Raw genomic sequence first — 19,373 nt, 5'->3', positions numbered from 1 at the left:
TTGTCGGCGGGGTCAGCCATGATGGGTCCATGACGCACGCGCTCGACCCCACCGCGCCCGGGCGCGGTACCCCTGCCGTCGGGCTCGACGCGTACGCCGACGTGACCCGTTCGGACGCTGCGCTGCGCGCCTTCCTGCACGGCCTGCCCGGGGTCGACCAGGTCGGCGCCGAGGCCCGCGCCGCCCAGCTGGGCACCCGGTCGATCAAGACGACGGCGAAGGCCTGGGCCATCGACGCCGCCATCTCGATGGTGGACCTGACCACGCTCGAGGGCGCCGACACCCCCGGGCGGGTCCGCTCGCTGGCCGCCAAGGCCCGCCGTCCCGACCCGACCGACGCCAGCTGCCCGCAGGTCGCCGCGGTCTGCGTCTACGGCGACCTCGCCGGCGTGGCCCGCGACGCCTTGGTGGGCACCGGCATCCACACCGCGGCGGTGGCCACCGCGTTCCCGTCGGGCCGGGCCAGCCGCGCGGTGAAGATCGCCGACGTCCGCGACGCCGTGGGCAACGGCGCCGACGAGATCGACATGGTCATCGACCGCGGCGCGTTCCTCGCCGGCCGCTACCTCGACGTGTTCGAGGAGATCGTGGCGGTGAAGGAGGCCTGCGGGTCCGCGCACCTCAAGGTGATCCTCGAGACCGGCGAGCTGCGCACCTACGACGCCGTCCGGCGGGCGTCGTGGCTGGCGATGCTGGCCGGCGGCGACGTCATCAAGACCTCCACCGGCAAGGTCTCCCCCGCCGCCACCCTCCCGGTGTGCCTGGTGATGCTCGAGGCCGTGCGCGACTTCCGCGCCGCCACCGGGGTGCAGATCGGCGTCAAGCCCGCCGGCGGCATCAGGACCACGAAGGACGCCGTCAAGCACCTCGTGATGATCAACGAGGTCGCCGGCCCCGACTGGCTGGACCCCGACTTCTTCCGCTTCGGCGCCTCCAGCCTCCTCGACGACCTGCTCCTGCAACGGCAGAAGCTCCGCACCGGCCACTACTCCGGCCCCGACCACGTGAGCGTCGTCTGATGTCCGTCTTCGAGTACGCCCCCGCCCCCGAGTCCCGCTCGATCGTCACGCTGCGGCCGCACTACGGGCTGTTCGTCGACGGCGAGTTCACCGACGGCGGCGGCGAGCCGCTGAAGACGGTGAACCCGGCCACCGAGGAGGTGCTCGGCGAGGTCGCCGTGGGCACCGACGCCGACGTCGACCGCGCCGTGCGCGCGGCCCGCAAGGCCTTCACCCGCGTGTGGGGCCCGATGCGCCCGGCCGACCGCGGCAAGTACCTGTTCCGGATCGCCCGGCTGCTGCAGGAGCGGGCGCGCGAGTTCGCGGTGCTCGAGACCCTCGACAACGGCAAGCCGATCACCGAGTCGCGCGACGTCGACGTCCCGCTGGCCGCGGCGCACTTCTTCTACCACGCGGGCTGGGCCGACAAGCTCGACCACGTGGGCCTGGGTGCCGCCCCCCGCCCGCACGGCGTGGCCGGCCAGGTCATCCCGTGGAACTTCCCGCTGCTCATGCTGGCCTGGAAGGTCGCCCCGGCGCTGGCCGCGGGCAACACCGTGGTGCTCAAGCCGGCCGAGACCACCCCGCTCACCGCGCTGCTGTTCGCCGAGGTGTGCCAGCAGGCCGACCTGCCCCCGGGCGTGGTCAACATCGTGACCGGCGCCGGCGACACCGGCCGCGCGGTGGTCGAGCACGCCGACGTCGACAAGGTCGCGTTCACCGGCTCGACCGAGGTGGGCAAGCAGATCGCCCGCGCCGTCGCCGGCACCCAGAAGGTGCTCACCCTCGAGCTCGGCGGCAAGGCGGCGAACATCGTCTTCGACGACGCCCCGGTCGACGAGGCCGTCGAGGGCATCGTGCGCGGCATCTTCTTCAACCAGGGCCACGTCTGCTGCGCGGGCTCGCGCCTGCTGGTGCAGGAGTCGGTGCACGACGAGGTCGTCGCCGCGCTCAAGCGGCGCATCGGCACCCTGCGGGTGGGCGACCCGCTGGACAAGAACACCGACGTCGGGGCGATCAACTCCCCCGAGCAGCTGGCCCGCATCCGCGAGCTGGTCGGGATCGGCGAGGCCGAGGGGGCCCAGCTGTGGCAGCCCGAGGGTCAGCTGCCCGACCGGGGCACCTGGTTCAAGCCGACGGTGTTCACCGACGTCACCCCCGCGCACCGCATCGCCCGCGACGAGGTGTTCGGGCCGGTGCTCTCGGTGCTCACCTTCCGCACCCCCGACGAGGCCGTGGCCAAGGCCAACAACACCACCTACGGGCTCTCGGCCGGCATCTGGTCGGAGAAGGGCTCGCGCATCCTGTCGGTCGCGAACCAGCTGCGCGCCGGCGTCGTGTGGGCCAACACGTTCAACCAGTTCGACCCGACGTCGCCCTTCGGTGGCTACAAGCAGTCCGGCTACGGGCGCGAGGGCGGCCGCCTCGGCCTGCGCGCGTACCTGAAGGAGTCCTGATGAGCGAGCGCATCGAGGTCCGCAAGACCTACAAGCTCTACGTGGGCGGCAAGTTCCCCCGCTCGGAGTCCGGGCGCACCTACGAGGTGACCGACTCCCGCGGGCGCTTCGTGGCCAACGCCGCGTGGGCCTCGCGCAAGGACGCCCGCGACGCCGTCGTGGCCGCCCGCGGCGCGTTCGCCGGCTGGTCGGGTGCCACCGCCTACAACCGGGGGCAGGTGCTCTACCGGGTCGCCGAGGTGATGGAGGGCCGTGCGGCGCAGTTCGCCGCCGAGGTCGCCGCCGGCGAGGGCCTCTCGGAGACCAAGGCCCGGGCCGCCGTCGACGCCGCGATCGACCGCTGGGTCTGGTACGCCGGCTGGACCGACAAGCTGGCCGCGGTGCTCGGCGGCACCAACCCGGTCGCCGGGCCGTACTTCGACTTCTCGGTGCCCGAGCCCACCGGCGTGGTCGCCGTGCTGGCACCCCAGCGCTCGTCGCTGCTGGGCCTGGTCAGCGTGCTGGCGCCGGTGCTGGCCACCGGCTGCACGGCCGTGCTGGTCAGCTCGAAGGAGCGCCCGCTGCCGGCGATCACGCTGTCGGAGGTGCTCGCGACGTCCGACGTCCCGGGTGGGGTGGCCAACCTGCTCACCGGCGACGCCGCCGAGATCGGCCCCTGGCTGGCCGAGCACGCCGACGTCGACGGCATCGACCTCTGCGGCGCCGGGACGACGGCCATGGAGCTCGAGCGGTCGGCCGCCGGCACCCTCAAGCGCGTGCTGCGGACGACGGCCGAGGAGCCCGACTGGACGGCCGACCCGGGCCTGTCCCGCATGACCCCGTTCCTGGAGACCAAGACGGTCTGGCATCCGATCGGCGTGTGAGGCCCCCGGCTCCCGGCTCCCGCAGGAGGTGCTGACCGTCAGCGACGGGCGAGGGACTCCAGGAGCGCCACCAGTGCGGCGTCGTCGGGGGCACCGGGCAGGCCGGTGAGGCTCTCCAGGTACAGGCCGTCGCCGACCAGCCGCACCACGCGGGCGACCACGGGGTCGGGGATCAGGTCCTCCAGCGCCGCGGTCCAGCCGCGTTCGACCTCCGCGATCACCGCTCGGGCGGCCGGTTGCCCGGTGCCGGCCAGGCCCAGCAGCGCCTGGTAGGTGCGGCCGAGCCCCGTCTCGACCTCGCTGTTCGCCGTCCGCACCCAGTAGGCCACCGGCCCCTCGGGGGCCCCGCGCAGCCGGTCGACGTCGGCGGCGGCGCGCTCGCGCAGCCGGCCGGCCAACCCGTCGACCAGGGCCTCCTTGCTGGGGAAGTGGTAGAGCAGGCCGCCCTTGGAGACAGCGGCCGCCTCGGCCACGGCGTCGAGGGTGACGGTGGCCCCGGCCCCGTCGACCAGCAACGCCTCGTAGGCGTCCAGCACGCGGTCCCTGTTCGACGGTCTCGCCATGGTGGTTTACTGTACCAGCTGGACGGTACAGAAATGATGGAACGAGGAACCGTGAGCACGACCGCAGCACCCACCCCCGCACGCGCACCGCAGCCCCCGCGGGCCGGGCGCCGCCAGTGGGCCGGGCTGGCCGCCCTGATGCTGCCGGTGCTCCTGGTGGCCGTCGACGGCACGGTGCTGACCTTCGCCGTCCCCTCCATCGCCGCCGCGCTGACCCCGAGCAGTGCCGGCCTGCTGTGGGCCGTCGACGTCTACCCGCTGGTGCTGGCCGGCCTGCTGGTCACGGCCGGCTCGCTCGGCGACCGCTTCGGCCGGCGCCGGCTGCTGCTCGTCGGCGCCACCGGGTTCGGCGCGGCGTCGGTGCTGGCTGCCTTCGCACCCTCCATCGGCTGGCTGATCGCCGCCCGCGCACTGCAGGGGGTGTTCGGCGCCGCGCTCATGCCCTCCACGCTCTCGCTGCTGCGCAACCTGTTCCTCGACCCCCAGCAGCGCCGGCTGGCCATCGCGATCTGGGCAGCCGGCTTCTCCGGCGGGGCCGCGCTCGGCCCCGTGGTCGGCGGCTTCCTGCTCGAGCGGTTCTGGTGGGGCTCGGTCTTCCTGATCAACGTGCCCGTGCTGGCCCTGCTGCTGATCGCCGGCGCCTTGGTGCTGCCCGAGTCCAAGGCCCCGCAGCCCGGGCCGCTCGACGTGGTCAGCGTCGTCCTCTCGCTGGCGGCCATGCTGCCGCTCGTCTACGCGATCAAGAAGCTTGCCGGGGGCGGTGTCACCCCGCTCAGCGTCGGTGCGGCGGTCGTCGGGCTGGTCGCCGGCACGGTGTTCGTGCGCCGGCAACTGCGTCGCCCCGCCCCGCTGCTGGACCTCTCGCTGTTCCGCTCACGGGTCGTGCGCGCCGCCATCAGCGCCAACCTGCTGAGCATCGCGGCCTTCGGCGGTCTGCTGCTCATCGCCTCGCAGTACCTGCAGCTGGTGCTGGGCCTCAGCCCCATGGAGGCCGGCCTCGTGCTGGTGCCGGGCCTGGCCGCCGCCGTGGTCGCCGGGCTGCTGGCCGTGCCGCTGTCGCGCCGGGTGCCGGTGCGGGCGCTGGTCGTCGTCGGGCTGCTGCTCGGCGCGGCCGGGTTCGCCCTGGCCACCCAGCTGGGCACCGGCACCGCCGTCTCGACCGTCGTCCTGGCGTTCGTGCTGGTGGCGGCCGGCGCCGGGCTGGCCGAGACGCTCACCAACGACGCGATCCTCACCGCCGCGCCCGCCGAGCGGGCCGGGCAGGCCAGCGCGGTCAGCGAGACCGCCTACGAGATGGGTGCCGGCCTGGGCATCGCGGTGTTCGGCAGCGTCCTCGGCGCGGTCTACGCCACGCGGCTGGCGCTGCCGGCCGGCCTGGACGCCGCCGACGCCGGGGCCGCCGACACCCTCGGCGGCGCACTGGACGTCGCCGGTCGGCTGCCGGCCGACGCCGCGGCCGCCCTGGCCGACAGCGCCCGCAGCGCGTTCGCCGTCGCCACCGACACCAGCGCGCTCATCGGCCTGGGGGTCATGCTGCTGGCCGCCGCCGTGGTCGCCGCGGTCTGGCGCGCGCCCCGCAGCTGATCGCCCCGGGCCCCGCTCGCCCCCGCCCACCCCGGGCAGGCAGGATGACCCCGTGGCCAGGCCCAGCATCGTCCCCATCGCCCTCACCCTCGACGACCGCACGGGCTACACCCTGTGGGCTCCCCCGTGGGAGGAGGACGGCGAGGAGTGGCAGGCCTTCCTCGGCAACTCCGAGGGCGAGACCGCCGTCGTCCACCTGTTCCCCACCCCCGACGCGCTGGCCGCCTTCTGCCGCACCAGCACCGACCACGACCTCGCCGACCACCCGGTCTGGCCGGTCGTGGCCGGGCTGGGCGCCGCCGACGTCACCCCTGACGACGACCACCGCTACGACCTCGACGGGGTCTACGACGTCGTCGCCGACAACCCCGACCGCTGGGCCGTCGACGAGCTCGCCGCCACCTTCGAGATCGCCGGCCGAATCGCCGAGTGCTGCGACACCGCCCCCGACGACGACGAGGACGAGGACGAGGACGAGACCGCCTTCGAGTCCGTCGCCGAGCTGATGGCCAAGCCCGAGGTGGCCCTGCTCTCGCTCGGCATCGACGCCTTCGTCGGCCGCGCCGGCGAGGAGGCCTGGATCCGGCTCGGCGGTGCGGTCGACGAGCTGTGGGAGGACGTCGTCGAGGAGCTCGACGAGCACCTCGACTGGACCGGCGCCGGCACCGCCGACCCCGACGACTACCCCTCCGCCGCCGAGAGCGAGGTGGCCGTCCCCGACGAGGACGACGACGAGGACGACGCCGAACCGGCCGAGGACGACGACGAGCCCGCTGCGACCGCCGCGCCCACCAGCGCGATCAGCAGCCCCAGCCGGATCGCCGCCGACCCCGTCGCGGTCGCCGCGGCCGCAGGGTTCTGGGAGGGCGTCGGCATCCTGCCCGTGGAGGTCGTGGTGCCCGAGGGCGCCGGGCTCACCCTGCGCTGCTACGTCGAGGACGAGTCCCGCTTCCTCGGCGCCGACGGCGAGGTCTTCCTGTTCGCCTCGCCCGCCGAGTTGGCCGCCTTCGCGCACGGCGACGAGGACCACGACCTCACCGAGATCGCCTCGTGGCCCGAGGTCGCCGACACCGACACCCTGCCGCTGCCGGTCGACCAGGACCGCTACGACCTCGTCGAGGTCGGCGAGGTGCTCGCCGAGGTCGCCGACGGCGCCGCCGGGCTGGTCGACCACAGTGTGCTGGTGCAGCCGGTGGAGGGCGTCCGCGACCTCGCCGAGTACGCCGGTCTCACCCGGGTCGACGAGCTGCTGGCCGCCAGCACCCCCCTGGGGCAGGCCGTGGCCCGCGCCGAGCGCGAGCCCGGTGCCGCGCTGCGCGCCGAGGACGCCGCCGTGCTCACCGGCCCCTGGGACGAGCTGGTCCGCGAGGTCAGCACCGCCCTGGTCTTCCGCGACTGACGCAGGGGGTCCCGACGACGCGGCGGCGCCGTTCCCGGGGCCACGTCGCCCGTCCGGCAGCACCACGGCAGGTGCGCTCGCAGGCGACCGGCGATGCCTGCCGGCTCACGGGCGCAGCCAGGCGACAGGTGGGCCCGCAGGCGCGTGGCCCGGGTGGGCGGCTCACCCGGGAGGGCAGCCGGGCGACGGGTGCACCTGGGGGCCGACCGGGAGGGCCGTCCCGCACGGGAGCGCACCGCTCCGCGACTGCGTCCTCGGGCGGGTGCTCGTGCCACGTGAGCCGTGTACGCGCGCACCCGGGCCAGGAGTGCGCGCCTGGCCGGCGACCGAGGAGGCCGACCCGCACCGGAGCGCACCCGGGCGGCGGCTGCGCCCTCGGGCGGGGCGACAGCGCCGGGCCACCCGTGCCGGCGCGCACCAGCCCGTGGCCGCGCCCGGGTGCGGGGCGGCCCGGGGACGCCGAACGCCCGGCCCCTCCGAGGAGGGACCGGGCGTCCAGGTCAGGACCCGTCGCGGGGGCGACGAGGTGTTGCTGTCAGTACGAGCGCGCGGGGCGCGGCGGGCGGCCGCCGGCGTTGCCGCCCTGGGGGCGGGAGCCACCGGGACGACGGTCGCCGTAGGAGGGCCGGTCCGAGCGGGCCGGACGGTCGCCGTAGGACGGCCGGTCCGAGCGCACCGGGCGGTCGCCGTAGGCGGGCCGCTCACCCGCGGGGCGGGCCGGGCGGTCGCCGTAGGCGGGCCGGTCACCGGCCGGGCGAGCCGGACGGTCGCCGTAGGAGCGGGCCGGGCGGTCGCCGTAGGAGCGCTCGCCGTCGCGACGCGGGGGACGACGGTCGCCGTCGCGACGAGGACGCCCGCCACCCTGGCCACCCCGCGAGGGACGGACCGGGCGCTCGACCGGCTCGACGTGGACGCCGGAGGCGACCAGCTCCGCGATCGGCGCGTCACCCGGACGGATCCGGGAGACGTCGGTGTTCACCGCGGCCTGGCGGAAGCGGCGCTTGGCCTGGCCCACCTGGTCGGGCAGCAGCAGCGAGACGACGACACCCGCGGCCCCGGCGCGCGCGGTGCGGCCGGAACGGTGCAGGTAGGTCTTGTGGTCGGCCGGCGGGTCGTAGTGCAGGACCAGCTGGACGTCGTCGACGTGGATGCCGCGGGCGGCGACGTCGGTGGCGACCAGCACCGGCGAGCGGGCGTCGGTGAACGCCTCGAGCGCGCGGCGACGGGCCGACTGCGGCAGACCGCCGTGGATCGGCTCGGCCTTGATGCCGACGGCCTGCAGGTTGTCGGCCAGCCGGTCGGCGCCGTGCTGGGTGCGCACGAAGATGATCGTGCGACCCGGGCGGGCGGCCAGCTGCTCGGTGACCTTGAGCCGGTCGGGGAACGAGACGCTGTAGGCGCGGTGCTCGGCCGGCGGCGCGCTGTCGACGGGCTTGACGACCTCGTGGCGGGCCGGGTCCTTGAGGTAGCGGCGCACCAGGGTGTCGACCTCGCCGTCCAGCGTGGCCGAGAACAGCATCTTCTGGCCGCCGGGACGGACCTGGTCGAGCAGCTCCTTGACCACGGGCAGGAAGCCCAGGTCGGACATGAAGTCGGCCTCGTCGATGATCGCGATCTCGACGTCGGCCAGGGTGCACTCGCCCTGGTTGATGAGGTCCTGCAGGCGGCCCGGCGTCGCGATGACGACGTCGACGCCGCGGCGCAGCTGCTGGATCTGGCGGTACATCGAGGCACCGCCGTAGACGGCGGCGAACTGCACGCCGTTGGACTGGCCCAGCGGGGCCAGGTTGTCGTGCACCTGCTGCGCGAGCTCACGGGTGGGCACGAGCACCAGGCCGCGCGGGGCGCGGCGGCCCTGCTGCACGTCCTGGCCGAGGCGGTGCAGCAGCGGCAGGCCGAAGGCGAGGGTCTTGCCCGAGCCGGTGGCGGCCTTGCCGAGCACGTCGCGGCCGGCCATGGCGTCGGGCAGGGCCGAGACCTGGATGGCGAACGGGTGGTGGATGCCCCGACGCTCGAGCGCGGTGATCAGCTGCTGCTGCAGGCCGAGCTCGTGGAAGGTCGGGCCGACGGGAGCCGGGGCGGCCGCGGGGGCCGTCTCGGCGACGGCCTCGGGGGCCTCGTCGGTGGAGGTGGGAACGGTGGTGCTGGTGTCGACGGTGTCGAACGAGGACAAGCGGGGACTCCGATGCAGATCGGGCGCGTCCCGTGGTGTGGTGCCGGGCCCGCCTGAGGCGGGACTCACTGGGCGACCCCAGGATGCGTCTGCGGTGACGCGGAGGTCTGCACGGATGCGCTCTACCCCGGGCAGGACCGCCCGGGAGGTGTGGCCGGCGATCGCCGACCTGCCCAATCTAGCAGCGATCGCGCCCGAGTCATTCCCGCGGACGGGTGTGCGTGATCACCCGCGCAGGGCCGCGTAGCCCTCCCGGACCCGCTGCAGGAGGGCCGCGCGGTCGGCGTCGCCGAGGAAGGCGCCGGCCACCGCCCGCTCGGTGACGGTCGCGACGTCGTCCCAACCCCACCCGTGGGCCTCGCTGACCGCCACGAACTCGCTGGTCACCGACACCCCGCTCATCAGCCGGTTGTCGGTGTTGAGGGTGACGGCGAACCCGGCGCGGTGCAGCCGGCCGACCGGGTGGCGGGCGATCGAGGGGTAGGCGCCGGTCTGCACGTTGGACGACGGCGCCACCTCGAGGGTGACCTGCTCGTCGAGAACGCGCTGGGCGACCGGACCCAGGGGGCTGCCGTCCTCGGGCACCTCGTCGGCGATGCGCACCCCGTGGCCCAGCCGCTCGGCCCGGGCGCCCTCGAGCGCCCCGCGGATGCTCTCGATGCCGTCGGCCTCGCCGGCGTGGACGGTGCGGTGCGCGCCGGCCCGGTCGAGCAGGGCGATGGCGGAGGGGTGCCGGTCGGCCGGGAACCCGATCTCGGGGCCGGCGAGGTCGAAGCCGACCACCCCCGCGTCGCGGTACCGGACGACGAGCCCGGCCACCTCGTCCCAGCGGTCGGCCTGGCGCATGGCGCACAGCAGGGCCCCGACCCGGATGGTGCCCGCCTCGCGCGCACCGGCGGCGAACCCGTCGAGGATGGCCTCGACCGCTGCCTCGATCGGCATGGCGGTGAGCAGCTCGGGGGCCATGCGCACCTCGGCGTGCACGACGCCGTCGGCCGCGAGGTCGAGGGCGCACTCGCGGGCCACCCGCTGCACGGCGTCGGGGGTCTGCATCACCGCGACGGTGTGCGCGAAGGTCTCGAGGTAGCGCACGAGCGAGCCCGAGTCGGCGGCCTGCCGGAACCAGGCGCCCAGGGACTCGGCGTCGGACGCCGGGAGGTCGGTGTACCCGATCGCGTCGGCCAGCTCGAGCACCGTCTGCGGGCGCAGGCCGCCGTCGAGGTGGTCGTGCAGCAGCACCTTGGGGGCGCGGGCGAGGGTCTCCGGGGTCAGCGGCGCGGGCATGCCGGGGAAGCTACCCGTCGGCGCGGTCCCGCCAGCGGAAGGTGCGCACGCACAGCAGCAGGCCGACGACCACCCAGGCGGCCAGCACCAGCGCGACGCGGCCCAGCTCCCACGACCCGGCCGGCTCCTGGGCCGCCAGCGCGTCGGGCAGGAACACCGAGCGCAGCCCCTGCGCCATCCACTTGAGCGGGAAGACCGCGGCGACGGTCTGCATCCACTCGGGGATCTGGTCGAACCGGAAGAACACCCCGGAGATGAACTGCAGCACCAGCGCGAAGGGGGTGACCATCGCCGAGGCCGAGCGCCCGTTCTTGGGCAGGCTCGAGACCGCGATGCCCAGCAGGGTGCAGGCGGCCGAGCCCAGCAGCGCGACCCAGGCGAAGGTCAGCCACTGCGTGCCGCTGGGCAGGTCGATGCCGTAGAGGACCTTCCCGACCACGAGCAGGATCGCGATGGTGGCGACCGTGACGGCGAGGACCTGCACGACCTTGCCGATGAAGTAGGCGGCCTTGGGCATCGGGGTGCCGGCCAGGTGCTTGAGCGTGCCGTCGCTGCGCTCGGTCGCGATGCCGATGGCCATGTTCTGCAGGCTGGCGCCGAGGATCCCGGCGGCGATGACGCCGGCCATGAAGTACTGCGTGAAGCTGACCCCGCCGCCGATCTCGTAGTCCAGCACCGCCCCGAAGACCACCAGCAGGATCACCGGGAACATCAGGGTGAACACGACCGACTCGCGCTGCCGGAAGAACTCCTTCAGCTCGACGCCGGCCCGCACCCGGAACACCCGGGGCAGGGACGGCAGGCTCGACGGCGCGCTCATCGGGCGGGCTCCTCGGCGGGCTGACCGATCATCTGCAGGTACACGTCCTCGAGGGTCGGGCGGGTGACGGCCAGGTCGGGCACCTCGCCGGCGAACCGACCGGCGAGCTCGGCCACGAAGGCCGTGGGGGTCGGGGTCGGGCTGCTGCGCCGGACGCCGTCCTCGGTCCAGCTGACGACGGCGGGTGCGGCCTGCCGGCCACCCAGCTCGGCCGGGACGGCGACCTCGACCAGCCGGCCGCCGGCGATGACGCCCACCCGGTCGGCGAGCTCCTCGGCCTCGTCGAGGTAGTGCGTGGTCAGCAGCATCGTCGTCCCGAGCTCGCGCAACGACCGGATCAGCGACCAGAACTGGCGGCGGGCCTCGGGGTCGAAGCCGGTGGTGGGCTCGTCGAGGAACAGCAGGTCGGGCTTGCCGACGATGCCGAGCGCGACGTCCAGGCGGCGGCGCTGGCCGCCGGACAGCGACCGGCCCCGGGCCCCGGCCTTCTCGGCCAGCCCGACGAGCTCGAGCACCTCGACCGGGTCGCGGGGGTCGGGGTAGTAGGCCGCCTGCGCGCGCAGCAGCTCCAGGCAGGTGAGCTGGCTGTCCCCGGCACCGGACTGCAGCACGATGCCGATGCGCGAGCGCCACCGCCGTCCGCCCGCCGCCGGGTCCTGGCCCAGCACCCGGACGTCCCCCTCGTCGCGCGAGCGGTAGCCCTCCAGCACCTCGACGGTCGTGGTCTTGCCAGCACCGTTGGGGCCCAGCAGCGCGAAGATCTCACCGCGCCGGATGTCCAGGTCGAGGCCGGCGACGGCGTCGCGGTCGCCGTACCGCTTCACCAGACCGCGGATGCTGATCGCCGCGTCGGCGTCGGCGTCGAGGGGAGCACTCACGAGGAGACACGATTGCACGGCGACGCTCCGCGTCGCCGTGCGGTGCACACCGCGACGCTCCGCGTCGCACCGCGGCCAGGTGCCGTACCCCCGTGGCCACGAGCGACGCTGCCACCGGCTCGGGGTGACCCTCCGGGCCACCCGTCGCCGGGGAGGGACGAGTCCTTCGTCGGGGGACCCTCCGGGCCCCCGCTCGTCAGGACGTGATGCGGTCGACGACCAGGGGGAGGACGGTGTCGTCGGTGTCGACGCCGACGGCGCCCTCGAGGGCCTGCAGTGCGCGGTCGATGCGGCTCGCGTCGTCGGTCTGCAGCTCCAGCAGGGGCTGACCGGCGGTGACCTGCTCCCCCACCGACGCGTGCCAGACGACGCCGGCCGCCGCGCTGACCGGGTCCTCCTTGCGGGCCCGGCCGGCACCCAGCCGCCACGCGGCCACGCCGAGGGAGAAGGCGTCGAGCCGGGTGAGGGTGCCGGTGGCCGGCGCGGTGACCACGTGCCGCTCGGTCGGCTGCGGCAGCGGGGCGTCGGGGTCGCCGCCCTGCGCGCGGATCATCGCCTTCCAGCTGTCCATCGCCCGGCCGTCGGCCAGGGCAGCTGCGGGGTCGACGTCGCCGCGACCGGCGCCGGCGAGCATCTCGCGCGCCAGCGCTAGGGTCAGCTCGACCAGGTCGGCCGGGCCGCCCCCGGCGAGCACCTCCAGGGACTCGGCGACCTCGACGGCGTTGCCCGCCGAGCGGCCCAGCGGGCGGTCCATCGCGGTCACCAGCGCGACGGTGTGCACGCCGGCGACCTCGCCCAGACCCACCATCGTGCGGGCCAGCTCGCGGGAGCTCTCGACGTCCTTCATGAACGCGCCCGAGCCGGTCTTGACGTCGAGCACCAGCGCGTCGGCGCCCTCGGCGATCTTCTTGCTCATGATCGAGCTGGCGATCAGCGGGATCGACTCGACGGTGCCGGTGACGTCACGCAGCGCGTAGAGCAGCTTGTCGGCCGGGGCGAGGTCGTTGCCCGCGGCGCAGACGACCGCGCCGACGTCGCGCAGCTGCCCGAGGTACTCCTCCTCGCTCAACGCGGCCCGCCAGCCGGGGATGGCCTCGAGCTTGTCCAGGGTGCCGCCGGTGTGCCCCAGGCCGCGGCCCGAGAGCTGCGGGACGGCGACCCCGCAGGCGGCCACGAGCGGGGCCAGCGGCAGCGTGGTCTTGTCGCCCACCCCGCCGGTGGAGTGCTTGTCGGCGGTCGGGCGGCCCAGCGACGAGAGGTCCTTGCGGACGCCGGAGTCGATCATCGCCCGGGTCCAGGCAGCCAGCTCGTCCGGCGTCATGCCGCGGAAGAACACGCTCATGAGCAGCGCGCTCATCTGCTCGTCGGGCACCTGGCCCGCGGTGTAGGCGCCGATCACCCAGCGGATCTGGTCACCGGTCAGCTCCACGCCGTCGCGCTTGGCGCGGATGACGTCGATCGCGTCGTGCTCGCTCATGCCCGCTCAGCCGCCTTGATGAGGTCGTCGGGGCCGAAGGCGTCGGGGAGCACCTCGCGCATCGGCACGATGCCCAGCGACACCGTCTCGATCATCATCTCCGCGCCGCCGAACTCCCACAGCAGCTGCCGGCACCGGCCGCAGGGCATCAACGGCTGCCCGTCGCCGCCCACGCAGGCCACCGCGACCAACCGACCCCCGCCGGTGCGGGCCAGCTCGCTGACCATGCCGCACTCGGCGCACAGCCCGATGCCGTACGAGGCGTTCTCGACGTTGCAGCCGGTGACCACGCGGCCGTCGTCGACCAGCCCGGCCACCCCGACCGGGAAGCTGGAGTACGGCGCGTAGGCGTGCGTCATGGCCTCGCGGGCCGCGGCCCGCAGGGAGTCCCAGTCGACGTCGGGCATCAGTGCTCGCCTCTCCGGTAGACCAGGCCGTCGGCCTTGGGCATGCGCAGACGTTGCGAGGCCAGCGAGAGCACCAGCAACGTGGTCAGGTGCGGGGTGAAGCTGACGATGCCCTCCGGCAGCTCCTCGATGGTGATGTAGCCGACCAGCGAGGCCGCGGAGAAGGCGGCGGCGGTGATGGCCTGCGTGTACTTGCCGCGCGCGCCCTGCACGACCGCGACGGCCAGCAGCAGGATCGCCACGAGCAGGAGCAGGGCGACCACCCCGGTGCGGCTGCGCAGCTGGAGCGCGTCGGCGAAGCCGAACAGGCCCGCACCCGCGGCCAGCCCACCCGGCCGCCAGTTGCCGAAGATCAGCGCGGCCAGACCGATGAAGCCGCGGCCGTTGGTCTGGCCCTCCCGGTAGATGTTGGCGATGAAGACCAGGAAGACGCCACCGAGGCCGGCCAGTCCGCCGGAGATGACCACGGCGATGTACTTGAGCCGGTAGACCGGCACACCGAGGGAGTCCGCGGCGGCCGGGTTCTCCCCGCACGAGCGCAGCCGCAGGCCGAAGGGGGTGCGCCACAGCAGCAGGTACGCCGCCGGCACCATCAGGACGGCGAGCACGGTGAGCACCCCGACGCCGTTGCTGACCCCGCGCAGCACGCCGGCCAGGTCGCTGACCAGGAACCAGTGCTGGTCCTCGAGCTTGCCCAGCAGGTCCGGACCCGAGGAGAGCACGGGCAGCGAGAACGTGGGCGGCCGCGACGACATGGCCGGGGACTGCGTGACGCCGCCGCCGGCCGGGTTGTCGACGTAGATGCTCTCGGACAGGAAGCGGACGACGCCGGCGGCGAGGATGTTGATGGCGACACCGGAGATCACGTGGTCGACGCCGAAGGTGACCGTGGCGACCGCGTGCAGCAGGCCGCCGAGCGCGCCCATGACGATGCCCCCGACGACGGCGCCCTGCCAGCCCCACTGGTAACCGGCGAAGCCGGCCCCCCAGGTGCCCAGGATCATCATGCCGTCCAGGCCGATGTTGACCACGCCCGCGCGCTCGGCGAAGAGCCCGCCCAGGGCGGCGAGCAGCAGCGGCACGGCCAGCAGCAGCGTGGCGGCCATGGTCGAGGACGACGTCAGCGCCTGCTGCCCGGAGATGACCCGCACGGCCGAGACGAGCAGCAGCAGGCCGACGAGGATCCAGGTGATGCGGCGGCCGCGGCCCCCGCCCAGGAACAGCTCGGTCACCGGACCCCGCGAGGGCGCGGTCGTGGTGGTGGGGACGGCGGTGCTCACTGGGCGCTCCCCGTGGGCTCGGTGCGGCCGGCGGACCCGGTCGCGTTGGTCAGCGCCGGGCCGGTCGGCGGGGTGCTGCCGGGCTCGGGGCTGCTGCCGTCGCCGGCGGCGGGCGGGGCGACCGCGCTGCCGGACTCGGCCTGCCGGCGGGCGATGCGCCGGGCGATCTCGTTGGCGATGACCACGGCCAGCACGATCGTGCCCTGGATGATCGTGACCACCGAGGACGGGATGCTGGCGATCTGCAGCGGCACCGAGGCGCGGTCCAGGAAGGCGAACAGCACCGCCGCCACGGCGATGCCCAGCGGGCTGTTGCGGCCCAGCAGCGCGATCGCGATGCCCAGGAAGCCCAGCCCCGAGGTGAACTGCGTGCCGTAGCTGTGGTCGGAGCCCAGCAGGTCGGGCAGGCCGATCAGCCCGGCGACGGCGCCGGAGATGAGCATCGTGGTGATGACCATGCGCTTGGCGTCCACGCCGCTGGCCGAGGCCGCCGACGCCGACAGGCCGGTGGCCCGCAGGTCGAAGCCGAAGCGGGTGCGCTTGAGCAGCACCGCGACGGCGACGCCCACGACGACGGCCACCAGCAGGAAGCCGTAGAGCTGGCGGGGCGGGTTCGCCAGGCCGAGGGCACCCAGCAGGCCGTTGAGCGAGGGGAACCACCCCGACTCGGGGATCTCCGTCGTCGTGACGATCGAGGCCCCCGGCTCGCTGCCGCGCAGCGGGCCGGTGAGCAGGAACGACGCCAGGCCCAGGGCGATGAAGTTCAGCATGATCGAGCTGATCACCTCGCTGACCCCGCGGGTGACCTTGAGGACGCCGACGATGCCGGCCCAGATCGCGGCCACGCCCATGGCGACGACGATGATCAGCAGCACGTGCAGCGGGCCGGGCAGTGACACCGAGGCGCCCACGCCGGCCGCGACCACGGTGGCCATGCGGTACTGGCCCTCGACGCCGATGTTGAACAGGCCCATGCGGAACGCCACGGCCACCGCCAGGCCGGCCAGGAACAGCGGCACCGCCCGGTTGAGCACGACGACGATCGCGGTGACCTGCTGGCTCGGGGTGTCGCCGAAGTCGACCATGACCGAGAAGGCCCGGGCCGGGTCGACCCCGATGGCGGCCATGACCGCGGCGGAGATGACCAGCGCGATGACGACTGCCAGCGCGGGGGCCAGCAACGCCTGACCGGTGCGGCGCAGCGCGCTCACTGCACGCTCCCCGCGGGGCTGGTCACGGCGCCGGTCATGTACCCGCCGAGCTGCTCGGGGGTGACCGCCTGCGGGTCGAGGGTCGCCACGACGGAGCCGCGCAGCATGACCTGCAGCGTGTCGGACAGGCCGATCAGCTCGTCGAGGTCGGCCGAGATCAGCACGATCCCCATCCCTTCCGCACGTGCGTCCTTGAGCAGTTCCCAGATCACCGACTGGGCGCCGACGTCGACCCCGCGGGTCGGGTGGGCGGCGATGAGCAGGCGGGGTCCGGCGCTCATCTCGCGGCCGACGATCAGCTTCTGCTGGTTGCCGCCCGACAGCGCGACGGCCAGGGTGTCCGGCCCGGGGGCGCGGACGTCGTACTCGCGCATGATCCGCTCGGTGTCGGCCCGGGCGGCCTTGCGGTCGATGAACAGGCCCTTGGCGTTCGGCGCCTCGGTCTGGTGGCCCAGCACGCGGTTCTCCCACAGCGGGGCGTCCAGCAGCATGCCCTGGCGGTGCCGGTCCTCGGGGATGAAGCCGATGCCGCGCTCGCGCCGGGTGCGGGTGGTCCACGAGGTGATGTCGTCGGCACCGAGCACGATGGTGCCGGCGGCCAGCGGGCGCAGACCCATGACGGCGTCGACGAGCTCGGCCTGGCCGTTGCCCTCGACGCCGGCGATGCCCACGACCTCGCCCTCGCGCACGGTGAGCGTGACGTCGTCGACGGCGGGGCGGGTGCCCGGCCCGGCCACGGTGACCCCGCGCAGCTGCAGCACCGGGGTCTCGCGGACGGTGGAGGTGCGGGTCTCGGGGGTGGGCAGCTCGGCGCCGACCATCATCTCCGCGAGCTGCTTGGCCGTCGTCGTCCGCGGGTCGGCGGTGCCGACGGTGGTGCCGCGCCGGATGACGGTGATGGCGTCGGCGACCTTGCGCACCTCGTCGAGCTTGTGCGAGATGAAGATGACCGTGAGGCCCTCGCGCTTGAGCTCGGCCAGGTTGCCGAAGAGCTCGTCGACCTCCTGCGGCACGAGCACCGCCGTGGGCTCGTCGAGGATGAGCGTGGTGGCGCCGCGGTACAGCACCTTGGCGATCTCGACGCGCTGGCGGTCGCCCACGCCGAGGTCCTCGACCAGGGTGTCGGGCTCCAGGCCCAGCGCGTAGGCGTCGGAGATCTCGACGATGCGCCGGCGGGCGTCGCCGCCGATGCCGTGCAGCTTCTCGGCGCCCAGGACGACGTTCTCGAGCACCGTGAGGTTGTCGGCGAGCATGAAGTGCTGGTGCACCATGCCCACCCCGGCGGCGATGGCGTCGGCCGGGCTCTTGAAGACGACCTCGCGGCCGCCGAGGAGGATCTGGCCCTCGTCGGGGCGGTGCATGCCGTAGAGGGTCTTCATCAGCGTCGACTTGCCGGCGCCGTTCTCCCCCACGATGGCGTGCACCTCGCCGCGGGCGACCCGCAGCTCGATGTCCTTGTTCGCCACCACGCCGGGGAACCGCTTGGTGATCCCGCGCAGCTCCACCGCCAACGGTGCTGACTCCGTCACTACCACTCCCGAGGGGCTCGAGCTCCGCATGGACTGCGGCCGGTTGGACCGTACACAGGAGAAACGGCGGGCCCGGGCGCTACCGCCCGGGCCCGCCGTCCTCGTGCCGCTGTGCAGTGGATCAGTTGCTCGGGGTCTCCGGCACGGTGATGTCGCCGTCGACGATCTTCTGGGTGTACTCGTCGATGGTCGACTTGATGTCGTCGATGAAGCCACCGGAGTAGGACAGGCCCACGCCCTCGGTCGACAGGTCGCTGACCACGTCGGTGCCGCCCTCGACGGAGCCGTCGACGAAGGTGCCGATGTAGGCCTCGACGGCGTTGTCGACCCGCTTGAGCACCGAGGTCATGATCACGGCCTGCAGGGCCGGGTCGCCGACGGTCTCGTACTGGTCGGAGTCGACGCCGATGGCGCGCTTGCCCGAGGCGGCGGCGGCCTGGAAGACGCCGATGCCCGAACCGCCGGCGGCGGCGTAGACGATGTCGGCGCCGCCGTCGAACATGCCCTGGGCCACGATCTGGCCACGGGCCGGGTCGTTGAACCCGGAGAAGTCACCGGCGGGCGAGATGTACTGCACCTGCACGGTGATGTCGGGGTTGACGGCCTGGGCACCGGCGACGAAGCCGGCCTCGAAGGCCTGGATCAGCGGGGTCTCGACGCCGCCGACGAAGCCGACGTTGCCGGTCTCGCTCTTGGTGGCGGCGGCCACGCCGCCGAGGAACGAGCCCTCGTTGGCGGCGAACAGCAGGCCGGTGACGTTGTCGGCCACGTCGACACCGGAGGAGTCGACGATGGCGAACGAGGTGTCGGGGTACTGCTGCGCGACGTCACCGATCACGTCGCCGTAGGCGAAGCCGACGGCGATGACCGGGTTGAAGCCCTGGTCGGCCAGCTGGGTGAGCAGGTCGGCGCGGTCGGAGGCGTCGCTGTTGGGCGAGATCTCCTGGACGGTGCCGCCGTTGGTCTCGATGGCGGCCTCGACACCGGCGTAGGCCGAGTCGTTGAACGACTTGTCGCCGCGGCCGCCGGTGTCGTAGGCGAGACCGATCTTCGGGCCGTCCTCACCACCACCGCTGCCGCCGCTGCCGCCGCTGCCGCCGGCGGGCTCGTCGCTGGCGCAGGCGGCCAGGGCCAGGCTGCCGGCGATGGCCAGGGCGGCCAGCTTCATCCCACGCGCTCGGCGCAAGGGGGTCTCCTCTCGTGTGGGACGTCGCCCGCCCGGAGGTCGGGGCGCCCCGGGGTGTGCACTCCGGTGTCCGCCGGCCCCGGCCCGTGAGGGCGGGGCAGCGATGGCGGCACGCTAACCGCGCCCGACGGCTCCCCGGCACCCCTGCCCGGGCACCGAGACCCGATCGTTAGGACCCGGACACGTCCCGGGCACAGGTCGGCACACCCGGCACACGCGTCACGGCCGACCACCCGACACGCTCCGGACCCCGCCGTACGGGCG

At 74.1% G+C, this 19,373-nt stretch carries 16 protein-coding genes; 5 read left to right on the top strand and 11 right to left on the bottom strand.

Annotated features, from left to right (window positions below; translation table 11 throughout):
* Positions 1-29 precede the first annotated feature (29 nt).
* From deoC to BLP29_RS09525, 3 genes are read left to right on the top strand one after another with little or no spacing between them, the layout of a single operon-like run.
* The gene (gene deoC / locus BLP29_RS09535) at positions 30-1,019 is read left to right on the top strand and encodes a deoxyribose-phosphate aldolase (protein ID WP_092802816.1); all 990 of its coding nucleotides are present in this window, start codon (positions 30-32) and stop codon (positions 1,017-1,019) included.
* Positions 1,019-2,455, top strand: coding sequence for an aldehyde dehydrogenase family protein (locus tag BLP29_RS09530; RefSeq protein ID WP_092802813.1), 1,437 nt, complete (start codon positions 1,019-1,021; stop codon positions 2,453-2,455). The genes deoC and BLP29_RS09530 overlap by 1 nt, the downstream gene beginning before the upstream one ends.
* Positions 2,455-3,318: an aldehyde dehydrogenase family protein gene (locus tag BLP29_RS09525; RefSeq protein WP_092802810.1), complete on the top strand. Its 864-nt coding sequence runs from the start codon at positions 2,455-2,457 to the stop codon at positions 3,316-3,318. Before BLP29_RS09530 ends, BLP29_RS09525 begins: the two co-directional genes overlap by 1 nt.
* A gap of 38 nt (positions 3,319-3,356) precedes the next feature.
* On the opposite strand, the gene BLP29_RS09520 is transcribed toward BLP29_RS09525, so the two are convergent.
* Positions 3,357-3,881: a TetR/AcrR family transcriptional regulator gene (locus BLP29_RS09520; RefSeq protein ID WP_092802807.1), complete on the bottom strand. Its 525-nt coding sequence runs from the start codon at positions 3,879-3,881 to the stop codon at positions 3,357-3,359.
* 51 nt (positions 3,882-3,932) lie between these two features.
* Between BLP29_RS09520 and BLP29_RS09515 the strand changes: the two genes are divergently transcribed.
* Both BLP29_RS09515 and BLP29_RS09510 read left to right on the top strand, forming a co-directional pair.
* Positions 3,933-5,465, top strand: a complete 1,533-nt coding sequence (locus tag BLP29_RS09515; protein WP_207798391.1) for an MFS transporter — start codon at positions 3,933-3,935, stop codon at positions 5,463-5,465.
* Between the two features lie 52 nt (positions 5,466-5,517).
* Entirely contained in the window at positions 5,518-6,864 is a 1,347-nt protein-coding gene (locus BLP29_RS09510) for a hypothetical protein (protein WP_092802804.1), read from the top strand.
* 535 nt (positions 6,865-7,399) lie between these two features.
* Here the strand turns inward: BLP29_RS09510 and BLP29_RS09505 are convergent.
* The 10 genes from BLP29_RS09505 to BLP29_RS09460 form a co-directional block, all read right to left on the bottom strand.
* Complete coding sequence (locus tag BLP29_RS09505) at positions 7,400-9,037, bottom strand: DEAD/DEAH box helicase (protein WP_092802801.1); 1,638 nt, start codon at positions 9,035-9,037, stop codon at positions 7,400-7,402.
* 225 nt (positions 9,038-9,262) lie between these two features.
* Positions 9,263-10,321, bottom strand: coding sequence for an adenosine deaminase (locus tag BLP29_RS09500; RefSeq protein WP_092802799.1), 1,059 nt, complete (start codon positions 10,319-10,321; stop codon positions 9,263-9,265).
* Between the two features lie 10 nt (positions 10,322-10,331).
* Positions 10,332-11,141, bottom strand: a complete 810-nt coding sequence (locus BLP29_RS09495; RefSeq protein ID WP_092802796.1) for an ABC transporter permease — start codon at positions 11,139-11,141, stop codon at positions 10,332-10,334.
* Entirely contained in the window at positions 11,138-12,019 is an 882-nt protein-coding gene (locus tag BLP29_RS09490) for an ABC transporter ATP-binding protein (RefSeq protein WP_092802793.1), read from the bottom strand. Before BLP29_RS09490 ends, BLP29_RS09495 begins: the two co-directional genes overlap by 4 nt.
* Before the next feature lie 196 nt (positions 12,020-12,215).
* A complete protein-coding gene (locus BLP29_RS09485) occupies positions 12,216-13,496 on the bottom strand; it encodes a thymidine phosphorylase (RefSeq protein ID WP_092802790.1) in 1,281 nt (426 codons plus the stop codon).
* Positions 13,493-13,903, bottom strand: a complete 411-nt coding sequence (locus BLP29_RS09480) for a cytidine deaminase (protein WP_092802787.1) — start codon at positions 13,901-13,903, stop codon at positions 13,493-13,495. Before BLP29_RS09480 ends, BLP29_RS09485 begins: the two co-directional genes overlap by 4 nt.
* Entirely contained in the window at positions 13,903-15,183 is a 1,281-nt protein-coding gene (locus BLP29_RS09475) for an ABC transporter permease (RefSeq protein WP_092802783.1), read from the bottom strand. The genes BLP29_RS09480 and BLP29_RS09475 overlap by 1 nt, the downstream gene beginning before the upstream one ends.
* The gene (locus BLP29_RS09470; RefSeq protein WP_092802780.1) at positions 15,180-16,394 is read right to left on the bottom strand and encodes an ABC transporter permease; all 1,215 of its coding nucleotides are present in this window, start codon (positions 16,392-16,394) and stop codon (positions 15,180-15,182) included. The genes BLP29_RS09475 and BLP29_RS09470 overlap by 4 nt, the downstream gene beginning before the upstream one ends.
* Positions 16,391-17,923 carry an ABC transporter ATP-binding protein gene (locus tag BLP29_RS09465; protein WP_243469819.1) on the bottom strand — a complete coding sequence of 511 codons (1,533 nt, stop codon included), beginning with the start codon at positions 17,921-17,923 and terminating at the stop codon, positions 16,391-16,393. The genes BLP29_RS09470 and BLP29_RS09465 overlap by 4 nt, the downstream gene beginning before the upstream one ends.
* Before the next feature lie 121 nt (positions 17,924-18,044).
* A complete protein-coding gene (locus BLP29_RS09460; protein ID WP_243469818.1) occupies positions 18,045-19,109 on the bottom strand; it encodes a BMP family lipoprotein in 1,065 nt (354 codons plus the stop codon).
* Between the last annotated feature and the right edge of the window lie 264 nt (positions 19,110-19,373).

The sequence above is a fragment of the Klenkia marina genome, from assembly GCF_900101025.1.
GTDB lineage: Bacteria > Actinomycetota > Actinomycetes > Mycobacteriales > Geodermatophilaceae > Klenkia > Klenkia marina.
The sequence above is the reverse complement of the archived record's forward strand: the minus strand, read 5'-3'. Positions and strand labels throughout refer to the sequence as shown.

What these genes read in the sequence shown, in the direction of transcription:
- BLP29_RS09525 (WP_092802810.1), top strand. Translation starts at nt 2,455, where the DNA reads ATGAGCGAGCGCATCGAGGTCCGCAAGACCTACAAGCTCTACGTGGGC.
- BLP29_RS09495 (WP_092802796.1), bottom strand. Translation starts at nt 11,141, where the DNA reads ATGAGCGCGCCGTCGAGCCTGCCGTCCCTGCCCCGGGTGTTCCGGGTG.
- BLP29_RS09530 (WP_092802813.1), top strand. Translation starts at nt 1,019, where the DNA reads ATGTCCGTCTTCGAGTACGCCCCCGCCCCCGAGTCCCGCTCGATCGTC.
- deoC (WP_092802816.1), top strand. Translation starts at nt 30, where the DNA reads ATGACGCACGCGCTCGACCCCACCGCGCCCGGGCGCGGTACCCCTGCC.
- BLP29_RS09485 (WP_092802790.1), bottom strand. Translation starts at nt 13,496, where the DNA reads ATGAGCGAGCACGACGCGATCGACGTCATCCGCGCCAAGCGCGACGGC.
- BLP29_RS09500 (WP_092802799.1), bottom strand. Translation starts at nt 10,321, where the DNA reads ATGCCCGCGCCGCTGACCCCGGAGACCCTCGCCCGCGCCCCCAAGGTG.
- BLP29_RS09520 (WP_092802807.1), bottom strand. Translation starts at nt 3,881, where the DNA reads ATGGCGAGACCGTCGAACAGGGACCGCGTGCTGGACGCCTACGAGGCG.
- BLP29_RS09480 (WP_092802787.1), bottom strand. Translation starts at nt 13,903, where the DNA reads ATGCCCGACGTCGACTGGGACTCCCTGCGGGCCGCGGCCCGCGAGGCC.